The organism is Avibacterium sp. 21-595 (assembly GCF_023611905.1).
In the GTDB taxonomy this organism is placed as follows: Bacteria; Pseudomonadota; Gammaproteobacteria; order Enterobacterales; family Pasteurellaceae; genus Avibacterium.
This window is the reverse complement of sequence record NZ_CP091455.1, coordinates 2165819-2181619: the sequence shown is the minus strand read 5'-3', so window position 1 is coordinate 2181619 and position 15801 is coordinate 2165819. Positions and strand designations below refer to the sequence as shown.

The window sequence follows — 15801 nt, the reverse complement described above, 5'->3', positions numbered from 1 at the left end:
AAGAATGATCTCTTAGAATTGTTAGGCAGAATGTTGTTCCGCCTAAATAGAAATGATTTATTCGATAACAATTAATGGTTCATCAAATTCAACCGGTTCACCGTCATTAATCAGGATCGCTTTTACCACACCGGCTTTATCTGCTTCAATACGGTTCATCATTTTCATTGCTTCAACAATACACAAGGCATCACCGACTTTCACGCTTTGTCCCACTTCTACAAACGGTTTCGCATCAGGGCTTGGGCTACGGTAAAAGGTTCCAACCATTGGTGAACGAACTTGATGACCTGAAACCTCGGTGCTTGCCTGAGGCTCAACGGTAGCTGTTGGCGCTGCGACAGGCGCAGGTGCCGGTGCAACTTGAGGCGCTGTAGCAGGAAGCGTATATTGCACTGCGGTTGAGGAAGGAGAGCCACGATTAATACGAACAGACTCTTCACCTTCTGAAATCTCAAGCTCCATAATGCCTGATTCTTCAACTAATTCGATAAGTTTTTTAATTTTACGAATATCCATAATTTTTTCCTAAAATGTTAATATTTCTCACCGCACTTTAATGACGTTATGAAAAACAAAGTGCGGTGTTTTTTTAACTAAAATTGCCGCCACAAAGATTACCTTAAAATAATCTTTTTGGCGATAAAATTCTGTTAATTTCGTTAAAATTTCCGTAATTTATGCCTTATTTTGCAAATATTGCAACGCATAATGGAAGGCAAATTCATAGCCTTTTGCCCCTAAACCACAAATCACCCCTTCAGCCACATCACTAAAATAAGAATGATGGCGGAATGGTTCGCGTTTATGAATATTCGATAAATGGACTTCAACAAACGGAATGGCGACGGCTAATAAGGCATCGCGTAGTGCGACACTGGTGTGGGTATAAGCAGCGGGATTAATAATAATAAAATCAATTTGTTGAAAACTTTGATGAATTTTATCTATCAGTTTTTCTTCGCTATTTGCTTGAAAGCAGGTTAATGCTAAGCCGTGCTGTTGTGCAAGCTGTTGCATTTGTTGCTCAATAGCAGATAAAGAAAGCGTGCCATAATGTTTAGGTTCTCGCTTGCCTAACATATTTAGATTTGGGCCATTCAGTAACAAAATTCGTGCAGATGCTGACATAATTAATCCTTTTTCCCTTAACTTGTTGCATTATAATGATTTTTATAAAAATCGCAGTAGCCTTCTCGGTGGTCTAACCAATAAGGGCTTATTGTATTGTTATTGGTGTGATCTGTTCACTATTGAGATCTAAGACCGGTAAGGTTGAACCTTGCCATTGGCGAATTAATTGGTATTGCATTAGGTCTAATGTATCTAAGCCCGGTATTGTATTGGGCGTATAACGCTGTGCGATACGGGCTAATTGGGTTAAACCAAAACTACTTTCTAATGCGGAACTGATTACCGCCATAATGCCTTGTTGATGGGCTTGTTGAATTAACCTAATACAACGCTCTAAACTGCCAACAAGGGTTGGTTTGATAATAATGGCAGCTAAGTGCGGTTCTTTTTCGACCACAAAATTGGCTTCTCGTACACTTTCATCCCACGCAATCGCAATGCCTGTTTGTTGGGCAAATTGACGGCTTTCTTCACGAGAGCGACAAGGTTCTTCTACAAACTGAATACGGGAGCGGTGTGCTGGCTTAATATATTTGGCGAAAAGTTGTGCTTTGGCGGGTGTCCAAGCGCGGTTTGCATCTAAACGTAATTGCAATTCAGGAATGGCTTCTAAAAACATATCGGCAATTAATCCATCACGATTCGCTTCATATAAGCCCACTTTGATTTTTGCGACTTTTTCCCCTTCAAGTTGCATTAATTCAGCATAAAGTTCATCGGGATCACCATAACAAAGCGGGGCAGTGCGATAATTTCCCTCTGTCGGTAATTCCCCTTTCATTTCGGCTAAGGCACAACTTAGCCCAAATGCCACGGAAGGAAATAATCCTTCTAAGGACAATTTCTGATTTTGACTCCGTGCCTTATCCCAGTCTTTCAACCATTGAATCGCTTGCGCTTCCGCCTGTGCTAAGGTTTCTTGGCTAAATTCGGGTAAAGGTGCGATTTCTCCCCACCCTTCGTGTTCACCGCAGCGAATTTTTACAAGCAACCCTTCGCGTAATTTTAAAAAACGGTTGCGTAATACCACTTGGGAATCCATAGGAATTTGATAACGATAGAGTTGATAGGAACGCATATTTTCTCCTTTTATTGATTGATCTGTTTTGTTGGCTTAGCCAGAAAAAAGCAAATGACGCAGAGGATAGCAAGAATGATGGACAGAAATAACCCTGTGAGTAAGGTGGCAAGGAAACTATGTAAAAATAATGGTAAGGAACTGCCAAATAACACTTCCAATAACGCTAATGCGAGAAAGCCACACCAAAATTCAATGGAAACGTGTAATAAAACAGCAATTTGCAAGCCCCCTCTGATCAAAGCACTTCTTCGTAATGCTTTATGCCAACGTAATTTTTGCTTAATCAGTAAGTGGTAATCGAGAAAGGTATAAAAAGCAATAAAGCAGAGAACACCGACACACATTCCTAGTATAGACATCGGGTGGGAAGAGATCAGTAAGCCAAAGAAAAAACACACAGCGGTATTAAATAACACAACGGCTGTCCAAAAGAAAAGCAGTTTTTTAAGTGAGATTGAGGTCATCATTCTGTATTCGGGATAAAATAAAAGTGCGGTAAAAAATAATGAAAATTTTTACCGCACTAGGCAATTATGGGTTACGCTTAAATTTGCTGAAATCAGGCGCGCGTTTCTCATTGAATGCGTTACGCCCTTCTTGCCCTTCTTCAGTCATATAAAATAACATCGTTGCGTTCCCCGCCAATTCTTGTAAACCCGCTTGACCATCACAATCTGCGTTTAATGCGGCTTTTAGACAACGTAATGCAATTGGGCTATTGCGAAGCATTTCGCGACACCAACGCACAGTTTCTTTTTCTAAATCAGCGTACGGCACAACGGTATTGACCAAGCCCATTTCCAAGGCTTCTTGCGCATTGTATTGACGGCATAAGAACCAAATTTCACGGGCTTTTTTCTGTCCGACAATTCGTGCCATATAACTTGCCCCCCAGCCACCATCAAAGGATCCGACTTTCGGGCCTGTTTGACCAAAAATTGCGTTTTCGGCAGCGATGGTAAGATCGCAAAGCATATGTAACACGTGTCCACCACCAATCGCATAGCCTGCCACCATTGCCACAACGGGTTTCGGACAGCTGCGAATATCACGTTGAAAATCCAAAACATTAAGATGATGCACGCCTGCGTCGTCTTTATAACCACCGTAATCACCACGGACTTTTTGATCTCCGCCAGAGCAAAAGGCTTTTTCTCCTTGTCCTGTTAGCACGATTACCCCAACATTTTCATCAAAGCGTGCATCAGAAAAAGCGTGGATCATTTCTTTTACCGTTTGAGGACGAAAGGCATTGCGAACCTCGGGGCGATTAATCGTAATTTTGGCGATCCCGTCAGTGGATTTATGATACAAAATATCACTATACCCTGCGCTGTGGTCTGCCCATTCTACGGGGGCGTAAAGTACATCATCTTTTGGATTTTGCATAATTAATTCCTTTGCTAAATAAATCGGTAAGCATTATAGCTTAATCTAGAAATGACGAAAAGCCAGCGAATGCTCAAAAAAGCCCCGCATTTGCGAGGCTTGGTTTACCGCAAAAGTGCGGTGTTTTTTTAGCAACAATTAGGATTGGGTTGCAATCACGTTACCATCGACATAATCAATCGTAACTGTTTTTCCCGGTAAAAGCTCACCAGAAAGAATTTGTTGGGCAAGCGGATTTTCCACTTCTTGCTGGATTGCACGTTTCAGTGGTCTTGCACCATAAATTGGGTCATAACCAATTTCCCCAATGAAATCTAATGCCGCATCGGTAAAACTTAGATGATAACCATGTGATTCCATCCGTTTTTCTAAACGTTGTAATTGAATTTTTGCAATCGTGCGAATATTGGCTTTATCCAATGGGTGGAAGACCACCGTTTCGTCAATCCGATTGATAAATTCTGGACGGAAGTGTTGGCTTACCACCGACATCACGACCTCTTTCATACCAGCATAATCAAGATCTTGGTTACCTTGAATCAGATCAGAACCGAGGTTTGAGGTCATAATCACAACGGTGTTACGGAAATCAACCGTACGACCTTGTCCATCAGTTAAGCGTCCATCATCAAGCACTTGTAATAAGATATTGAAAACATCAGGGTGCGCTTTTTCTACTTCATCTAATAACACCACAGAATAAGGGCGACGGCGTACCGCTTCGGTTAAATAGCCCCCTTCTTCATAGCCCACATATCCCGGTGGGGCGCCGACTAAACGCGAGACACTGTGTTTTTCCATAAATTCTGACATATCAATACGAACCATCGCATTTTCATCATCAAATAAGAAACTTGCCAATGTCTTGCACAATTCCGTTTTACCCACACCTGTTGGCCCTAAGAATAAGAATGAGCCAATCGGGCGATTTGGATCGGATAATCCGGCACGGCTACGGCGAATCGCATTGGCAACCGCCACAACGGCTTCATTTTGTCCAACAACGCGTTTATGAAGTACATTTTCCATTCGTAATAATTTTTCTTTTTCCCCTTCCATCATTTTGGATACTGGGATACCCGTGGCACGGGAAAGCACTTCGGCAATTTCTTCATCGGTTACACGATAGCGTAATAAGTGCATTTCTTTACCCTCTGCACTTTCAGCTTGGGCAAGTTGGCGCTCTAATTCAGGGATACGTCCATATTGTAATTCAGACATTTTACTCAAATCACCAACACGGCGCGCTTGTTCCATTTGCGTACGGGCATTTTCTAATTCGGCTTTAATATGTTGCGCGCCAGATAGGGCTGCTTTTTCGCTTTTCCAAACGTCTTCTAATTCCGCATATTCACGTTCTTTTTCTGCCAGTTCTTTTTCAAGCATTTCTAAACGTTTACGGCTTGCGCTATCGTCTTCTTTTTGTAATGCCTGTTGTTCTAACTTGAGCTGGATAATACGGCGTTCCAAGCGATCAAGTTGTTCCGGTTTAGAATCAATTTCCATACGAATACTAGAGGCAGCTTCATCAATTAAATCGATCGCTTTATCAGGTAATTGGCGATCGGAGATATAACGATGTGAAAGTGTTGCCGCCGCGACAATCGCTGGGTCTGTAATTTGAACGTGATGATGAATTTCATAACGCTCTTTCAAACCACGTAAAATGGCAATGGTATCTTCAACCGTTGGCTCATCGACAAAAACTTTTTGGAAACGACGCTCAAGTGCGGCATCTTTTTCAATATATTGACGATATTCATCTAAGGTTGTTGCGCCGACACAGTGCAATTCACCACGAGCAAGAGACGGTTTTAATAAATTTCCTGCATCCATTGCCCCATCGGTTTTACCTGCACCAACCATAGTGTGAATTTCATCAATAAATAAAATCACACGGCCTTCTTCTTTTGCAATTTCATTCAGTACGGCTTTTAAGCGTTCTTCAAATTCACCACGGTATTTTGCGCCCGCAATTAATGCGCCCATATCAAGGGAAAGTACACGTTTATTTTTTAATCCTTCTGGCACTTCACCATTAACGATACGTTGAGCCAATCCTTCCACAATGGCGGTTTTTCCCACACCCGGTTCACCAATCAGGACAGGGTTATTCTTAGTTCGGCGTTGTAACACTTGGATTGTGCGACGAATTTCTTCATCTCGCCCAATGACGGGATCTAACTTACCGCTTTCCGCACGTGCGGTTAAATCAATCGTATATTTTTCTAAGGCCTGACGGCTTTCTTCTGCATTTTGGTCATTCACGGATTGACCTCCTCTAATTTGTTCTATTGCTTGTTGTAAACGATCTTTTTTTGCACCGCACTTATGTAATAACTCACTTAGGCTACTTTTTTCTTCTAATGCGGCTAACAGAAAAAGTTCTGATGAAATATATTTATCTTGTTTTTGTTGTGCGAGCTTATCGCATAGATTTAATAAATTAACCAAGTTACGTGAAATTTGCACATCACCGCCATTCCCTGAAACCTGTGGTAAGCGATTCAGTTCTGCATTTAATTCATTACGTAACATTGCAACATTTACCCCACTTGCGGTTAAAATTGGGGCAACCGATCCGCCTTCTTGGTTTAACAAGGCTGTCATTAAATGTACGGGTTCAATAAATTGGTTATCTTTTCCTAAGGCTAAAGATTGGGCTTCAGCCAAGGCTTGTTGAAATTTAGTGGTAAATTTTTCTATATTCATTCTCTCTTCTTCCTATCTTTTGTTGCTTAAGTTTGAAAAGCAAGGCAATGCCATCGTATTTCAAAATCAAGCAATGATCATTATGCTATCTCGCATTTTGGCGAGTTTCTCTTGTTCAAGTAAGTAAGGACTAATTTGTAAATTTCAAGCATAAAATAAAAAAAATTTAAGCAAAATCTATTAATACCGTTAGAACAATAGGTTGCATAAATGAGTAGTTTACTCAATTGTTCTTCACCTTTATAATTGCGGTTAATTAATGATTTTCAATAAGGATGGAAAAATGCAATTTTCCAAAATGCACGGATTAGGCAATGATTTTGTTGTGGTTGATGCGGTAACGCAAAATGCTTATTTTCCCACTGAAATGATAAAAAAACTGGCAGATCGCCATACTGGCATTGGCTTTGATCAACTCCTTGTCGTTGAACCGCCTTATGATCCCGAGCTAGATTTTCACTATCGTATCTTTAATGCAGATGGCAGTGAAGTGGCTCAATGTGGCAATGGCGCACGTTGTTTTGCCCGTTTTGTTACAATGAAAGGGCTAACCAATAAAAAAGACATTGCGGTCAGCACGGCAAAAGGCAAAATGATCTTAAGCGTACAAGATGATGGAATGATCCGTGTGAATATGGGTGAACCGATTTGGGAACCAAGCAAAATTCCATTTATCGCCAATAAATTTGAGAAAAATTACATTCTACGTACGGAAATTCAAACGGTATTATGTGGTGCAGTGTCAATGGGAAATCCTCATTGCGTTGTACAAGTGGAAGATATTGCCAGCGCCAATGTTGCCCAGCTAGGCCCTTTACTTGAAAGCCACGAACGCTTTCCTGAACGAGTAAACGCAGGGTTTATGCAAATCATTAACCGTAATCATATTAAATTACGTGTTTACGAACGGGGCGCAGGAGAAACCCAAGCCTGTGGAAGCGGCGCCTGTGCTGCAGCGGCAGTAGGCATAATGCAAGGTTTACTTGATAATAAAGTGCAAGTTGATCTGCCCGGAGGCAGCCTCACCATTGAATGGCAAGGCGAAGGCCACCCACTTTATATGACAGGCGATGCGACGCATATTTATGATGGGGTGATTAGGTTGTAATTTTTCGTTATTTTACACCGCACTTTATGATAGGACAAAGTTAATGCAACAACACCTCAACACCTACTGGAACTACCTGCGTATTGAACGGCAGGTGAGTCCACATACATTGAGTAATTACCAGCGTCAGCTTGAGGCGGTGGTGGCGATGTTGCAGGAAAATGGGATAACACAATGGCAAGATATTACACCAAGTATAGTGCGGTTTGTCTTGGCGCAGAGTAAAAAGGCAGGCTTACACGAAAAAAGTTTGGCTTTACGATTATCTGCATTGCGTCAGTTTTTGAGTTATTTAGTTCAGCAAGGCGTGCTTGCTGTCAATCCTGCGATTGGCGTTTCTGCGCCTAAACAAGGGAAACATTTACCAAAAAATTTGGATAATGAACAGGTTCAGCAATTATTAGCTAACGACAGTAAAGAGCCAATAGATTTACGCGATAAAGCGATGTTGGAATTAATGTATAGCTCAGGGTTACGTTTATCCGAATTGCAAGGATTGAATCTAAATAGCATTAACACGCGTGCGCGGGAGGTACGTGTCATTGGGAAAGGGAATAAAGAACGTATTTTGCCTTTCGGTCGTTATGCCTCTCACGCGTTACAACAATGGTTAAAAGTGCGGTTGTTATTTAATCCAAAAGATGATGCTTTATTTGTGAGTCAATTAGGTAATCGAATGAGCCATCGTTCTATTCAAAAGCGAATGGAAGTGTGGGGAATTAAGCAAGGGCTATCTAGCCATTTGAACCCTCATAAATTGCGCCATTCTTTTGCCACACATATGCTTGAAAGTAGTTCCAATTTACGCGTGGTACAAGAATTGCTTGGACACAGTAATCTCTCTACCACGCAAATCTATACTCACCTTGATTTCCAACATTTAGCACAGGTTTACGATTCCGCACATCCAAGAGCGAAACGAAAAAAATCGTAAAAATAACACCGCACTTATGATCTGCGCCCTAAAAACTGGACACCTAATTAGAGGTGCAGATTATGTCCTATACTTATCAATTCCGTTTAGAAATTATTAAACAAGCCACCAAACAGGATGTGGGTATCTCAAATTTCTCATTCTCTTGTGATTAAATGGTTAAAAGCCTTTCACGAAAAGGCTTAGAGGGGGTAAAATCCCCTTTATTCAACCTAAAAGAGTTAAGCCCAAAATGAAGAAAAAAGAGATGAAGATTCCTGAACCCCACAGATTTATCCCCTAAAGCCGTTAAAAAATTGCAACGTGAGCTGGCTCTCGCCCGTGCAGAGATTGCTTATTTAAAAAAGTTGGAGGAATTAGACCGGCAAAAACGACGGCAGAAAAAATAGCCGCCATTCACGATTTAAAGCAAACGCACGCGTTAAATGATTTACTAAGACCGCTTTGATTGCGCCAAATGTGCTGAATCGTGATTTTACCGCCACAAAACTTAATCAGAAGTGGGTGACGGATGTGACCGAATTTCATATTGGGCGGGAGAAGCTGTATTTTTCCGCATTAATGGATTTGGCGAATCGAGAAATTATCGCCTATCAGTTTGCAAGACGCTCCAACTTTCCTTTGGTAACAAAGATGCTGTAACAAGGGTTAAGCCAATTAAGTGCGACGGATTGCCCCATTATTCACAGCGACCAAGGCGTTCTTTGTCGTACAAACGCTTGGCGAAAAATGCTGGAAGGGTGCGCGATACCGAGTATGAGCCGACGAGGGAATTGCCATGATAATGCGGTGATTGAGGGTTTCTTTGCGATTTTAAAATCTGAGTGTTTTTATACGCGTAGCTATACGTGGATAGCACAATTGCAAGCTGAAGTTGAGGAATAATATGTGGTGTATTACAACCAAAAACGTATTAAGATGGCTTTAAAAGGACTGAGTCCTGCTCAATACAGAACTCAGTATTTATAGTTTAACAACCTGTCTAACTTTTGGGCGGCAGATCACTTTTTATTTTTAACGAGTAGGGCGTTTTTTCAGTTCCCACCCTTGCGTGGTTTTTATAATGCTCAGACTTTTATCTTTTGCTGTATAGCCACCTTTTACCGCATCAAGGATCAGATTAGGCGTTGAATGCGCAGAAAAAACCTCTGCTTTACCTTGATCTTGTGCCAAAATCACATAGATAGCGAGGGTCGAATCTTCAGGATCGGTAAAGTGAAGATCGGCAATATCAAAAGGTTGAACACATTGCTGTTTTAATTCAGACCAACGATAACCAGCAGAGGAAATACAGCCTTTTTCATCAACATCACCGCCTAAAAGTTGGCTTGCTGAATGGGCGGTACAGCCCAAGGTCAGCGTGGTACTAAAGCATAATGCAGCAAGTTTTTTCATCATTAACGTCTCGGTAAATAACGAATAGGATCAACAGACTTGCCTTTATAGCGAATTTCAAAATGAAGTTTTACGCTATTTGTGCCAGAATTCCCCATTTTCGCAATTTGCTGTCCGGCTTTCACTTCTTGTTGATCTTTCACTAAAAGACTTTCATTGTGTGCATAAGCACTCAAATAATCATCATTGTGCTTAATAATGATAAGGTTACCGTAACCGCGCAACGCATTACCTGCATATACCACGCGACCAGCCGCTGCCGCATTAACTGCCTGTCCACGTGAACCGCTAATATCAATGCCTTTATTTCCGCCATCAGCGCTAGAGAAACCTTGTACAATTTTGCCATTGGTTGGCCATTGCCAAGCCACATTTGAAGCAATTGGGGTAGAAGAAACCGGTTGCACAACAGGTTGTGTTTTAACTGGTGCAGAAACGATTGGCGTTGATGAAGGAGTACCGACCGAAGATTTAATCGGCCCGATGATCGAACCATCAGAACCATATTGTGTACCATTTGGCCCCGGCGTGTAAGTAACTGCAGGTTGAGCAGGTTTTTCCACCGGTTTAGCCGTACTTGGCGCAGTATTGGTCGCGACAGGGGCGGTTTCATTAGAGACTTTCAAGGTTTGTCCAACACTTAAGGTATAAGGTTCAGACATATTATTCATCGCCGCCAGTTCTTTCACATCAAGCCCACAAATATAAGCAATCAAGAACATTGTATCGCCTTTGCGAACAGTGTAAGTGTTCCCTTTATAGAAGCCTTTATCAATTTTACTGTAATCAGGGGCATTGGTTTCTGGGTTACGCGGAATCTCAAAGTTTTGTGAAACTTGTTTTGCTTTCGCAGTGGTATTTGCCACCGCTTTTTTGCTTTGTTGCACAGTTTGATTGACTGGTTGTGGTATTTGTGGTGCCTGTACTTGAGGTGCTTGATAAGTGGGTTGTGGCGTAACAGGTGCAGTCATTGTAGCCGGCATACTCTGTTGCTGAATTTGGGGTTCCCAAGTGCTGCCAGCATTGCTATCTACCGGTTGCATCGTTCCCGGTGGCAACGCACCATCGGCATTTTCTACCGGTGCAGGTGAAGTGGATGAACAAGCTGATAATACCGCCATCGTAATAGGCAAAAGTAAAAAAGATTTTTTCATTGGAGTTCCTCTATTAATTCATTGATTCAGGCATAGGTTGTTTTTCAATAATTGGTTGCCACTGGGCATCTTCCGTTGCCCCTGTACCAAGCACAGGTTGCATCATTCCCGGTGAAAGGGTATGTTCATCTTGCTGTTGTGGTTCTGATGTACAAGCCCCTAGCATAAAAAAGCAAGTAATTAGGATTAAAAATTTTTTCATTTTTGACCGCACTTTTATTTGAATATGAAATAAATGATCACAGCAAGCAGTACTACTGCCCAGCCAATCCATTCAATGGATTGACGTAATTTATGGGCAAATTTCTGACCGCCCCAAGCGGCTAATTTCGCCACTAAAATAAAACGTGCAGCACGAGAAATCGTTGATGTAATTAAAAATGGTAAAAATGCCATTTGCATTACGCCCGCACAAATAGTGAACACTTTATAGGGAATAGGGGAAAATCCAGCAATAAACACCACTAAAATTCCCCATTGTTTAAACCAAGACATCGCTGTGTCTAAGTGAGATTGATAGCCCCATTTAATAATATATTCTTGAATATAATCAAAAGCATAATAACCCAATCCATAGCCCACGACGCCACCGAGTGCAGAGGCAATCGCGGTATAAATTCCTAGCTTTAAGGCTTGTTTAGGGCGATTCATTGCCATTGGCACAAGCATCACATCAGTGGGAACAGGAAAAAAAATGGATTCGATAAAGCTGGTAAAAATCAACCACGCCGTCGCATAGCGATGAGCCGACCACTGCATCACTTTATCGTACATCGCACCAAATATTTTCAATGGCATACCCTCAATAATTTACAAAGCGGAATATTATTCACTTTTTAACCAATCTTGTAAAGATTGGAGCGAATGATAAGCGGTCATATCCGCTTGAATCGGTGTAATCGACACATAGCCATTTTTCACTGCGTGAAAATCTGTGCCTTCTTGCTCATTTTCTGCTAAGCCCGCAGGACCAATCCAATAAATGGCTTCACCACGGGGATCTTGTTGTTTAATGACTTCTGCTGCCGCTGCACGATAGCCCAAATGGCAGACTTTGATCCCTTTAATGTCGTCGTAAGGTAAATCAGGCACGTTAATATTCAGAATTTCACGGCTTTTTACTAACTGATTGTGCAATTTCGGCACAAGTTCACAGACAATACGCGCTGCTGTTTCATAGTGTTGGCGACCATCTAATGAAACGGCAATAGCCGGTAAACCGAGATGGCGACCTTCAAAAGCTGCCGCCACTGTCCCCGAATAAAGCACATCATCACCTAAATTCACCCCTGCATTAATACCCGATACAACAAGATCGATTTGCCCTGAAAGGAAACCGTTCAAGGCTAAATGCACACAATCAGCGGGTGTGCCATTAATGCAGTAATCACCGTTATCTAATTTCATTGGGCGTAATGGTTCTACTAGGGTTAGCGCACTTGAAGCGGCACTACGATTGCGGTCTGGTGCAACAACGGTAACCTGTGCGATTTTACGTAATTCGGTGGCAAGGGTTTTAATTCCCTCAGCGTGAATGCCATCATCATTTGATAATAAAATATTCATTGTATTCCTTATTCAATAATCTGTATTAATTCACGAATCAATGCCGTGGCATAGCAACCTGCGGGTAAATAAAAGGTTAATTTCAATCCTTCAGGCAAAAATGCCCAATCTAAGAATTGCGGGCATATCAATAAGGGACGGCGACTTGGTTTCATTCGTTCTTTATGCATTAAATTTAAGATCTCTTGATGTTGCTGAACAATCTCCATTTCACGCGCATTCGCCGCTTGAATATGTTCTCCAACTAATGGGGCGGTTAGTAAAATATCTTGATTTTTTAACCGCACTTTTAATTGCTCAAGATCCTCTGTTTCATCCACCGTAAACCAACTGTGTGAGCCATTTAATTGCACAATATCCCCGAATAAAATAGCTTGTGTAAGTTGTTGCTGAACACGATCTGAAACCACCAAATTAAAGATTTCACTCCGTGCGGCAGATAAGTAGAAGCTTCGTTTTTTGCGATCTTTCACGTTAATTTCACCTTTTGCCCAACGCATTGCTTGTGTGAGATTATGCCCATCACGGCCAAAACGTTGTTCGGTAAAATAATTAGGAAACCCTAACTGCTTCAGATTTTCTAACCGCAGGTTTAAATCGTCAGTTTGTTGTGCGCCACGCAATAAAATCTCAAAATGGTTACCGTCCAAGCTGCCTGTCCGAATTTTTCGGTTATGCCTTGTTACTTTAAGAATTTCCACGCCGTCTAAATGAAATTGACTAAAATCAGGCGTTTCTTGTCCCGCCATATGCAGACAGAACCATTGCTCCGTAATGGCTTTGCGATCTTTTAAGCCGGCATAGCTCATATTGCGTGGCGAAATTTCCGCAAATTCAGCTAATTTTTCACCAACGAAAAGGGTATTGGCATCGGTTTTACGCACATAAAGAGCGACAAATTCCCCTTCACCAGCCATTTCATAGCCCAATTCTTCTTTCACGATAAAATCAGCACATTCCGCTTTTAAGTGAGCCGGTTGTTCGGGAGGATTGTATAAAAAGGCGAGTTCTTGCATAAATTAAGCCTTCAATAGCAAAGCGACAGCTTCACAAGCAATGCCTTCACCACGGCCGGTAAAACCGAGTTTTTCACTGGTAGTGGCTTTTACGTTCACCTGTTCTATTTCACAATCTAACACCTGTGCAATGGCCGCACGCATATTATCAATATATGGACGCATTTTCGGTGCTTGAGCAATAATGGTAATATCAACATTGCCGATTTTATAGCCTTTGCCCTGCACTTGACGATAAGCTGCTTGTAGCAATCCCTTGCTATCTGCCCCTTTATATTGTGGATCGGTATCTGGGAATAATTTCCCAATATCCCCTAACGCCACCGCACCGAGCAACGCATCTGTTAATGCGTGCAATGCCACATCGCCATCGCTGTGTGCCAGCAAGCCTTTCTCATAAGGTATTGCGACACCACCAATAATAATCGGCCCCGCCCCACCAAAGGCGTGTACATCAAACCCGTGTCCAATTCGTATCATATTCTTTCCTGATCTCTGCTGAAAAATAGTGCAAGATTATAGCATCACCAACGTTATTCAAAAATGGCTAATTTAAGTGCGGTGGGATTTTTATCATTTTTCTTATTTACTTATCATAAAAATGCGTTACTGTATCACCACCTTGTTATGTGGAGAACCATACAATGATGAAACACCTCTCACTGCTCCCAGGTTTATTCTTAACTATATTAATTAGCTTATTGGCAAGCTTGCTTGCGCAAACCCCCTTAGTGCTGTCGTGGCACATTAGCGCCCTGACATTAGCCATTTTATTAGGGATTTTAGGTGGAAATACGTTTTATCATCGTATTGAATCCGTAATGAAATCGGGAGTAACCTTTGCAAAAGGAATATTATTACGTTGCGGTATCGTATTATTTGGTTTTCGTTTAACCTTGCAAGACATTAGTCAGGTTGGCTTAAATGCGTTTTTTTCTGATTTAACGATGCTAATTTTGACTTTCTTACTGACTTGTTGGATCGGCATTAAATGGCTTAAGATTGATCGCCAAATTGTACAACTTACCGCTTCAGGTTGCAGTATTTGTGGTGCTGCCGCCATTATGGCAACTGAGCCAATCCTAAAAGCCCCTTCTTATAAAGTGTCTGTTGCGGTGGCATTAATTGTGATTTTCGGCACAGTGAGTATGTTCCTTTATCCGCTACTTTACCCTTACTTGCAAGCTTACTTACCAGATCATTTATTTGGTATTTATATTGGCTCAACGGTACACGAAGTCGCACAAGTGTACGCCGCTGGGGCAAATATTACACCTCAAGTGGCAGATACCGCGGTGATTGCTAAAATGCTGCGTGTAATGATGCTCGCCCCGCTTTTGCTCGCCTTATCCTATTTTTTACGCAAAGAAAATAACCCACAGCAAGGTAAAATCGTCATTCCTTATTTTGCTTTATTATTTATTGGCGTAGCAATTTTTAATTCTTTCAATGTATTACCTCCATTTATCGTAGATTTTCTGGTTCAATTAGACCGCTTTTTATTAATGATGGTGATGGCGGCATTAGGACTCACCACGCATATTAACTCACTGAAAAAAGCGGGAACAAAACCCTTATTATTGGGGGCAATAATTTGGATTTGGTTAATGGTGGGGGGACTCGGGATCAATCTCATTTTTGCTTATCTATTGGCATAAATCAGGTTTGCCATAAGGCTCGAAAAATATTAAGAAAAAGCACCGTACTTTATCCATTAAGGAAAAAGAAAGTGCGGTATTTTTTGACACAAATAGTTACGTGCGTTACTATTACGCAGTTTATTTTCTACTAATCAATTGTTTTATGCCACTCTCTTTTTCGGATCAAGAAATGTTGATTCGCCAATCGGCGAAGAATAATCCTGCAATGCCAGTAGAGCAAATTCTTTTGGCTCGTTTACTTTTGCATAACAGCAGCCGTTATGTGGAAAAACGAAATCAGTTGCTTAAAAAATATCAGCTCAATGATACCCTTTTTATGGCATTAGTGGTGCTATATTGCCAGCCCAGCTATGCTTTACAACCCAGTCAATTAAGTGAAATTTTTGGTTATTCAAAAACCAATGCAACACGTATTGCTGATGAATTAGTAAAGCGTGCGTGGTTAGCACGCACGGAAGTGCAAGGGGATCGGCGTGGCTTTTTATTAACCCTTACGCCACAAGGAATACAATTTTTAGAACAACTTTTGCCCAATCAATGGAAGCAAGTGGATCAACTTTTTTCTGTGTTAGATGAACAAGAGCAGCAACAATTAAAAAAATTATTACTTAAACTGCTAACCAGTTTAGAAAATCTTTAATAGGTGAAGTC

The 15801-nt window shown here is 41.4% G+C and carries 19 protein-coding genes and 1 pseudogene; 7 read left to right on the top strand and 13 right to left on the bottom strand.

All coding sequences use genetic code 11. The annotated features are described in order from the left end of the window. Window positions 1–57: 57 nt before the first annotated feature. From accB to clpB, 6 genes are all read right to left on the bottom strand, one after another. Window positions 58–519, bottom strand: a complete 462-nt coding sequence (gene accB, locus L4F92_RS10070) for an acetyl-CoA carboxylase biotin carboxyl carrier protein (RefSeq protein WP_250350981.1) — start codon at window positions 517–519, stop codon at window positions 58–60. Window positions 520–678: 159 nt separating this feature from the next. Beyond that, on the bottom strand, window positions 679–1131 hold the full coding sequence (gene aroQ / locus L4F92_RS10065; protein ID WP_250363618.1) for a type II 3-dehydroquinate dehydratase: 453 nt from the start codon (window positions 1129–1131) through the stop codon (window positions 679–681). 88 nt (window positions 1132–1219) lie between these two features. Next, on the bottom strand, window positions 1220–2212 hold the full coding sequence (gene menC, locus L4F92_RS10060) for an o-succinylbenzoate synthase (protein ID WP_250363617.1): 993 nt from the start codon (window positions 2210–2212) through the stop codon (window positions 1220–1222). An 11-nt stretch (window positions 2213–2223) separates the two neighbouring features. Continuing rightward, window positions 2224–2682, bottom strand: coding sequence for a hypothetical protein (locus L4F92_RS10055; protein ID WP_250363616.1), 459 nt, complete (start codon window positions 2680–2682; stop codon window positions 2224–2226). Window positions 2683–2746: 64 nt separating this feature from the next. Then, entirely contained in the window at window positions 2747–3604 is an 858-nt protein-coding gene (gene menB, locus L4F92_RS10050) for a 1,4-dihydroxy-2-naphthoyl-CoA synthase (protein ID WP_250363615.1), read from the bottom strand. 138 nt (window positions 3605–3742) lie between these two features. Then, window positions 3743–6316: an ATP-dependent chaperone ClpB gene (clpB, locus tag L4F92_RS10045; RefSeq protein ID WP_250350986.1), complete on the bottom strand. Its 2574-nt coding sequence runs from the start codon at window positions 6314–6316 to the stop codon at window positions 3743–3745. 283 nt (window positions 6317–6599) lie between these two features. On the opposite strand from clpB, the gene dapF reads away from it, so the two are divergent. The 5 genes and pseudogenes from dapF (at window position 6600) to L4F92_RS11130 (ending at window position 9327) form a co-directional block, all read left to right on the top strand. Beyond that, window positions 6600–7424: a diaminopimelate epimerase gene (dapF, locus tag L4F92_RS10040; protein WP_250350987.1), complete on the top strand. Its 825-nt coding sequence runs from the start codon at window positions 6600–6602 to the stop codon at window positions 7422–7424. Window positions 7425–7467: 43 nt separating this feature from the next. Next, window positions 7468–8358 carry a tyrosine recombinase XerC gene (xerC, locus tag L4F92_RS10035; RefSeq protein WP_250363614.1) on the top strand — a complete coding sequence of 297 codons (891 nt, stop codon included), beginning with the start codon at window positions 7468–7470 and terminating at the stop codon, window positions 8356–8358. Window positions 8359–8420: 62 nt separating this feature from the next. Next, window positions 8421–8747, top strand: a pseudogene (locus L4F92_RS11135) (transposase). A gap of 70 nt (window positions 8748–8817) precedes the next feature. Then, a complete protein-coding gene (locus L4F92_RS11095; protein WP_326938218.1) occupies window positions 8818–9000 on the top strand; it encodes a DDE-type integrase/transposase/recombinase in 183 nt (60 codons plus the stop codon). Between the two features lie 246 nt (window positions 9001–9246). Next, a complete protein-coding gene (locus L4F92_RS11130) occupies window positions 9247–9327 on the top strand; it encodes an IS3 family transposase (RefSeq protein WP_442778857.1) in 81 nt (26 codons plus the stop codon). Window positions 9328–9372: 45 nt separating this feature from the next. On the opposite strand, the gene L4F92_RS10030 is transcribed toward L4F92_RS11130, so the two are convergent. Genes L4F92_RS10030 through ispF form a run of 7 tightly spaced genes read right to left on the bottom strand, consistent with a single transcriptional unit; the run spans window position 9373 to window position 13969 of the window. Beyond that, complete coding sequence (locus L4F92_RS10030; protein WP_250363613.1) at window positions 9373–9756, bottom strand: hypothetical protein; 384 nt, start codon at window positions 9754–9756, stop codon at window positions 9373–9375. Next, complete coding sequence (gene nlpD, locus L4F92_RS10025) at window positions 9756–10907, bottom strand: murein hydrolase activator NlpD (RefSeq protein WP_250363612.1); 1152 nt, start codon at window positions 10905–10907, stop codon at window positions 9756–9758. The genes L4F92_RS10030 and nlpD overlap by 1 nt, the downstream gene beginning before the upstream one ends. A gap of 13 nt (window positions 10908–10920) precedes the next feature. Continuing rightward, a complete protein-coding gene (locus tag L4F92_RS10020) occupies window positions 10921–11109 on the bottom strand; it encodes a hypothetical protein (protein ID WP_250351560.1) in 189 nt (62 codons plus the stop codon). A 14-nt stretch (window positions 11110–11123) separates the two neighbouring features. Then, window positions 11124–11699: a YqaA family protein gene (locus L4F92_RS10015; protein WP_250363611.1), complete on the bottom strand. Its 576-nt coding sequence runs from the start codon at window positions 11697–11699 to the stop codon at window positions 11124–11126. A gap of 33 nt (window positions 11700–11732) precedes the next feature. Further along, entirely contained in the window at window positions 11733–12473 is a 741-nt protein-coding gene (surE, locus tag L4F92_RS10010) for a 5'/3'-nucleotidase SurE (protein WP_250363610.1), read from the bottom strand. A gap of 8 nt (window positions 12474–12481) precedes the next feature. Beyond that, the gene (gene truD, locus L4F92_RS10005) at window positions 12482–13489 is read right to left on the bottom strand and encodes a tRNA pseudouridine(13) synthase TruD (protein ID WP_250363609.1); all 1008 of its coding nucleotides are present in this window, start codon (window positions 13487–13489) and stop codon (window positions 12482–12484) included. A gap of 3 nt (window positions 13490–13492) precedes the next feature. Next, window positions 13493–13969, bottom strand: coding sequence for a 2-C-methyl-D-erythritol 2,4-cyclodiphosphate synthase (gene ispF, locus L4F92_RS10000; protein ID WP_250351564.1), 477 nt, complete (start codon window positions 13967–13969; stop codon window positions 13493–13495). Window positions 13970–14136: 167 nt separating this feature from the next. Here ispF and L4F92_RS09995 point away from each other — a divergent pair, with 167 nt between their 5' ends. Together L4F92_RS09995 and mprA are read left to right on the top strand one after the other, a co-directional pair. Further along, a complete protein-coding gene (locus tag L4F92_RS09995; RefSeq protein ID WP_250364597.1) occupies window positions 14137–15147 on the top strand; it encodes a YeiH family protein in 1011 nt (336 codons plus the stop codon). Between the two features lie 145 nt (window positions 15148–15292). After that, entirely contained in the window at window positions 15293–15790 is a 498-nt protein-coding gene (gene mprA, locus L4F92_RS09990; RefSeq protein WP_265748353.1) for a transcriptional repressor MprA, read from the top strand. Window positions 15791–15801 lie beyond the last annotated feature (11 nt).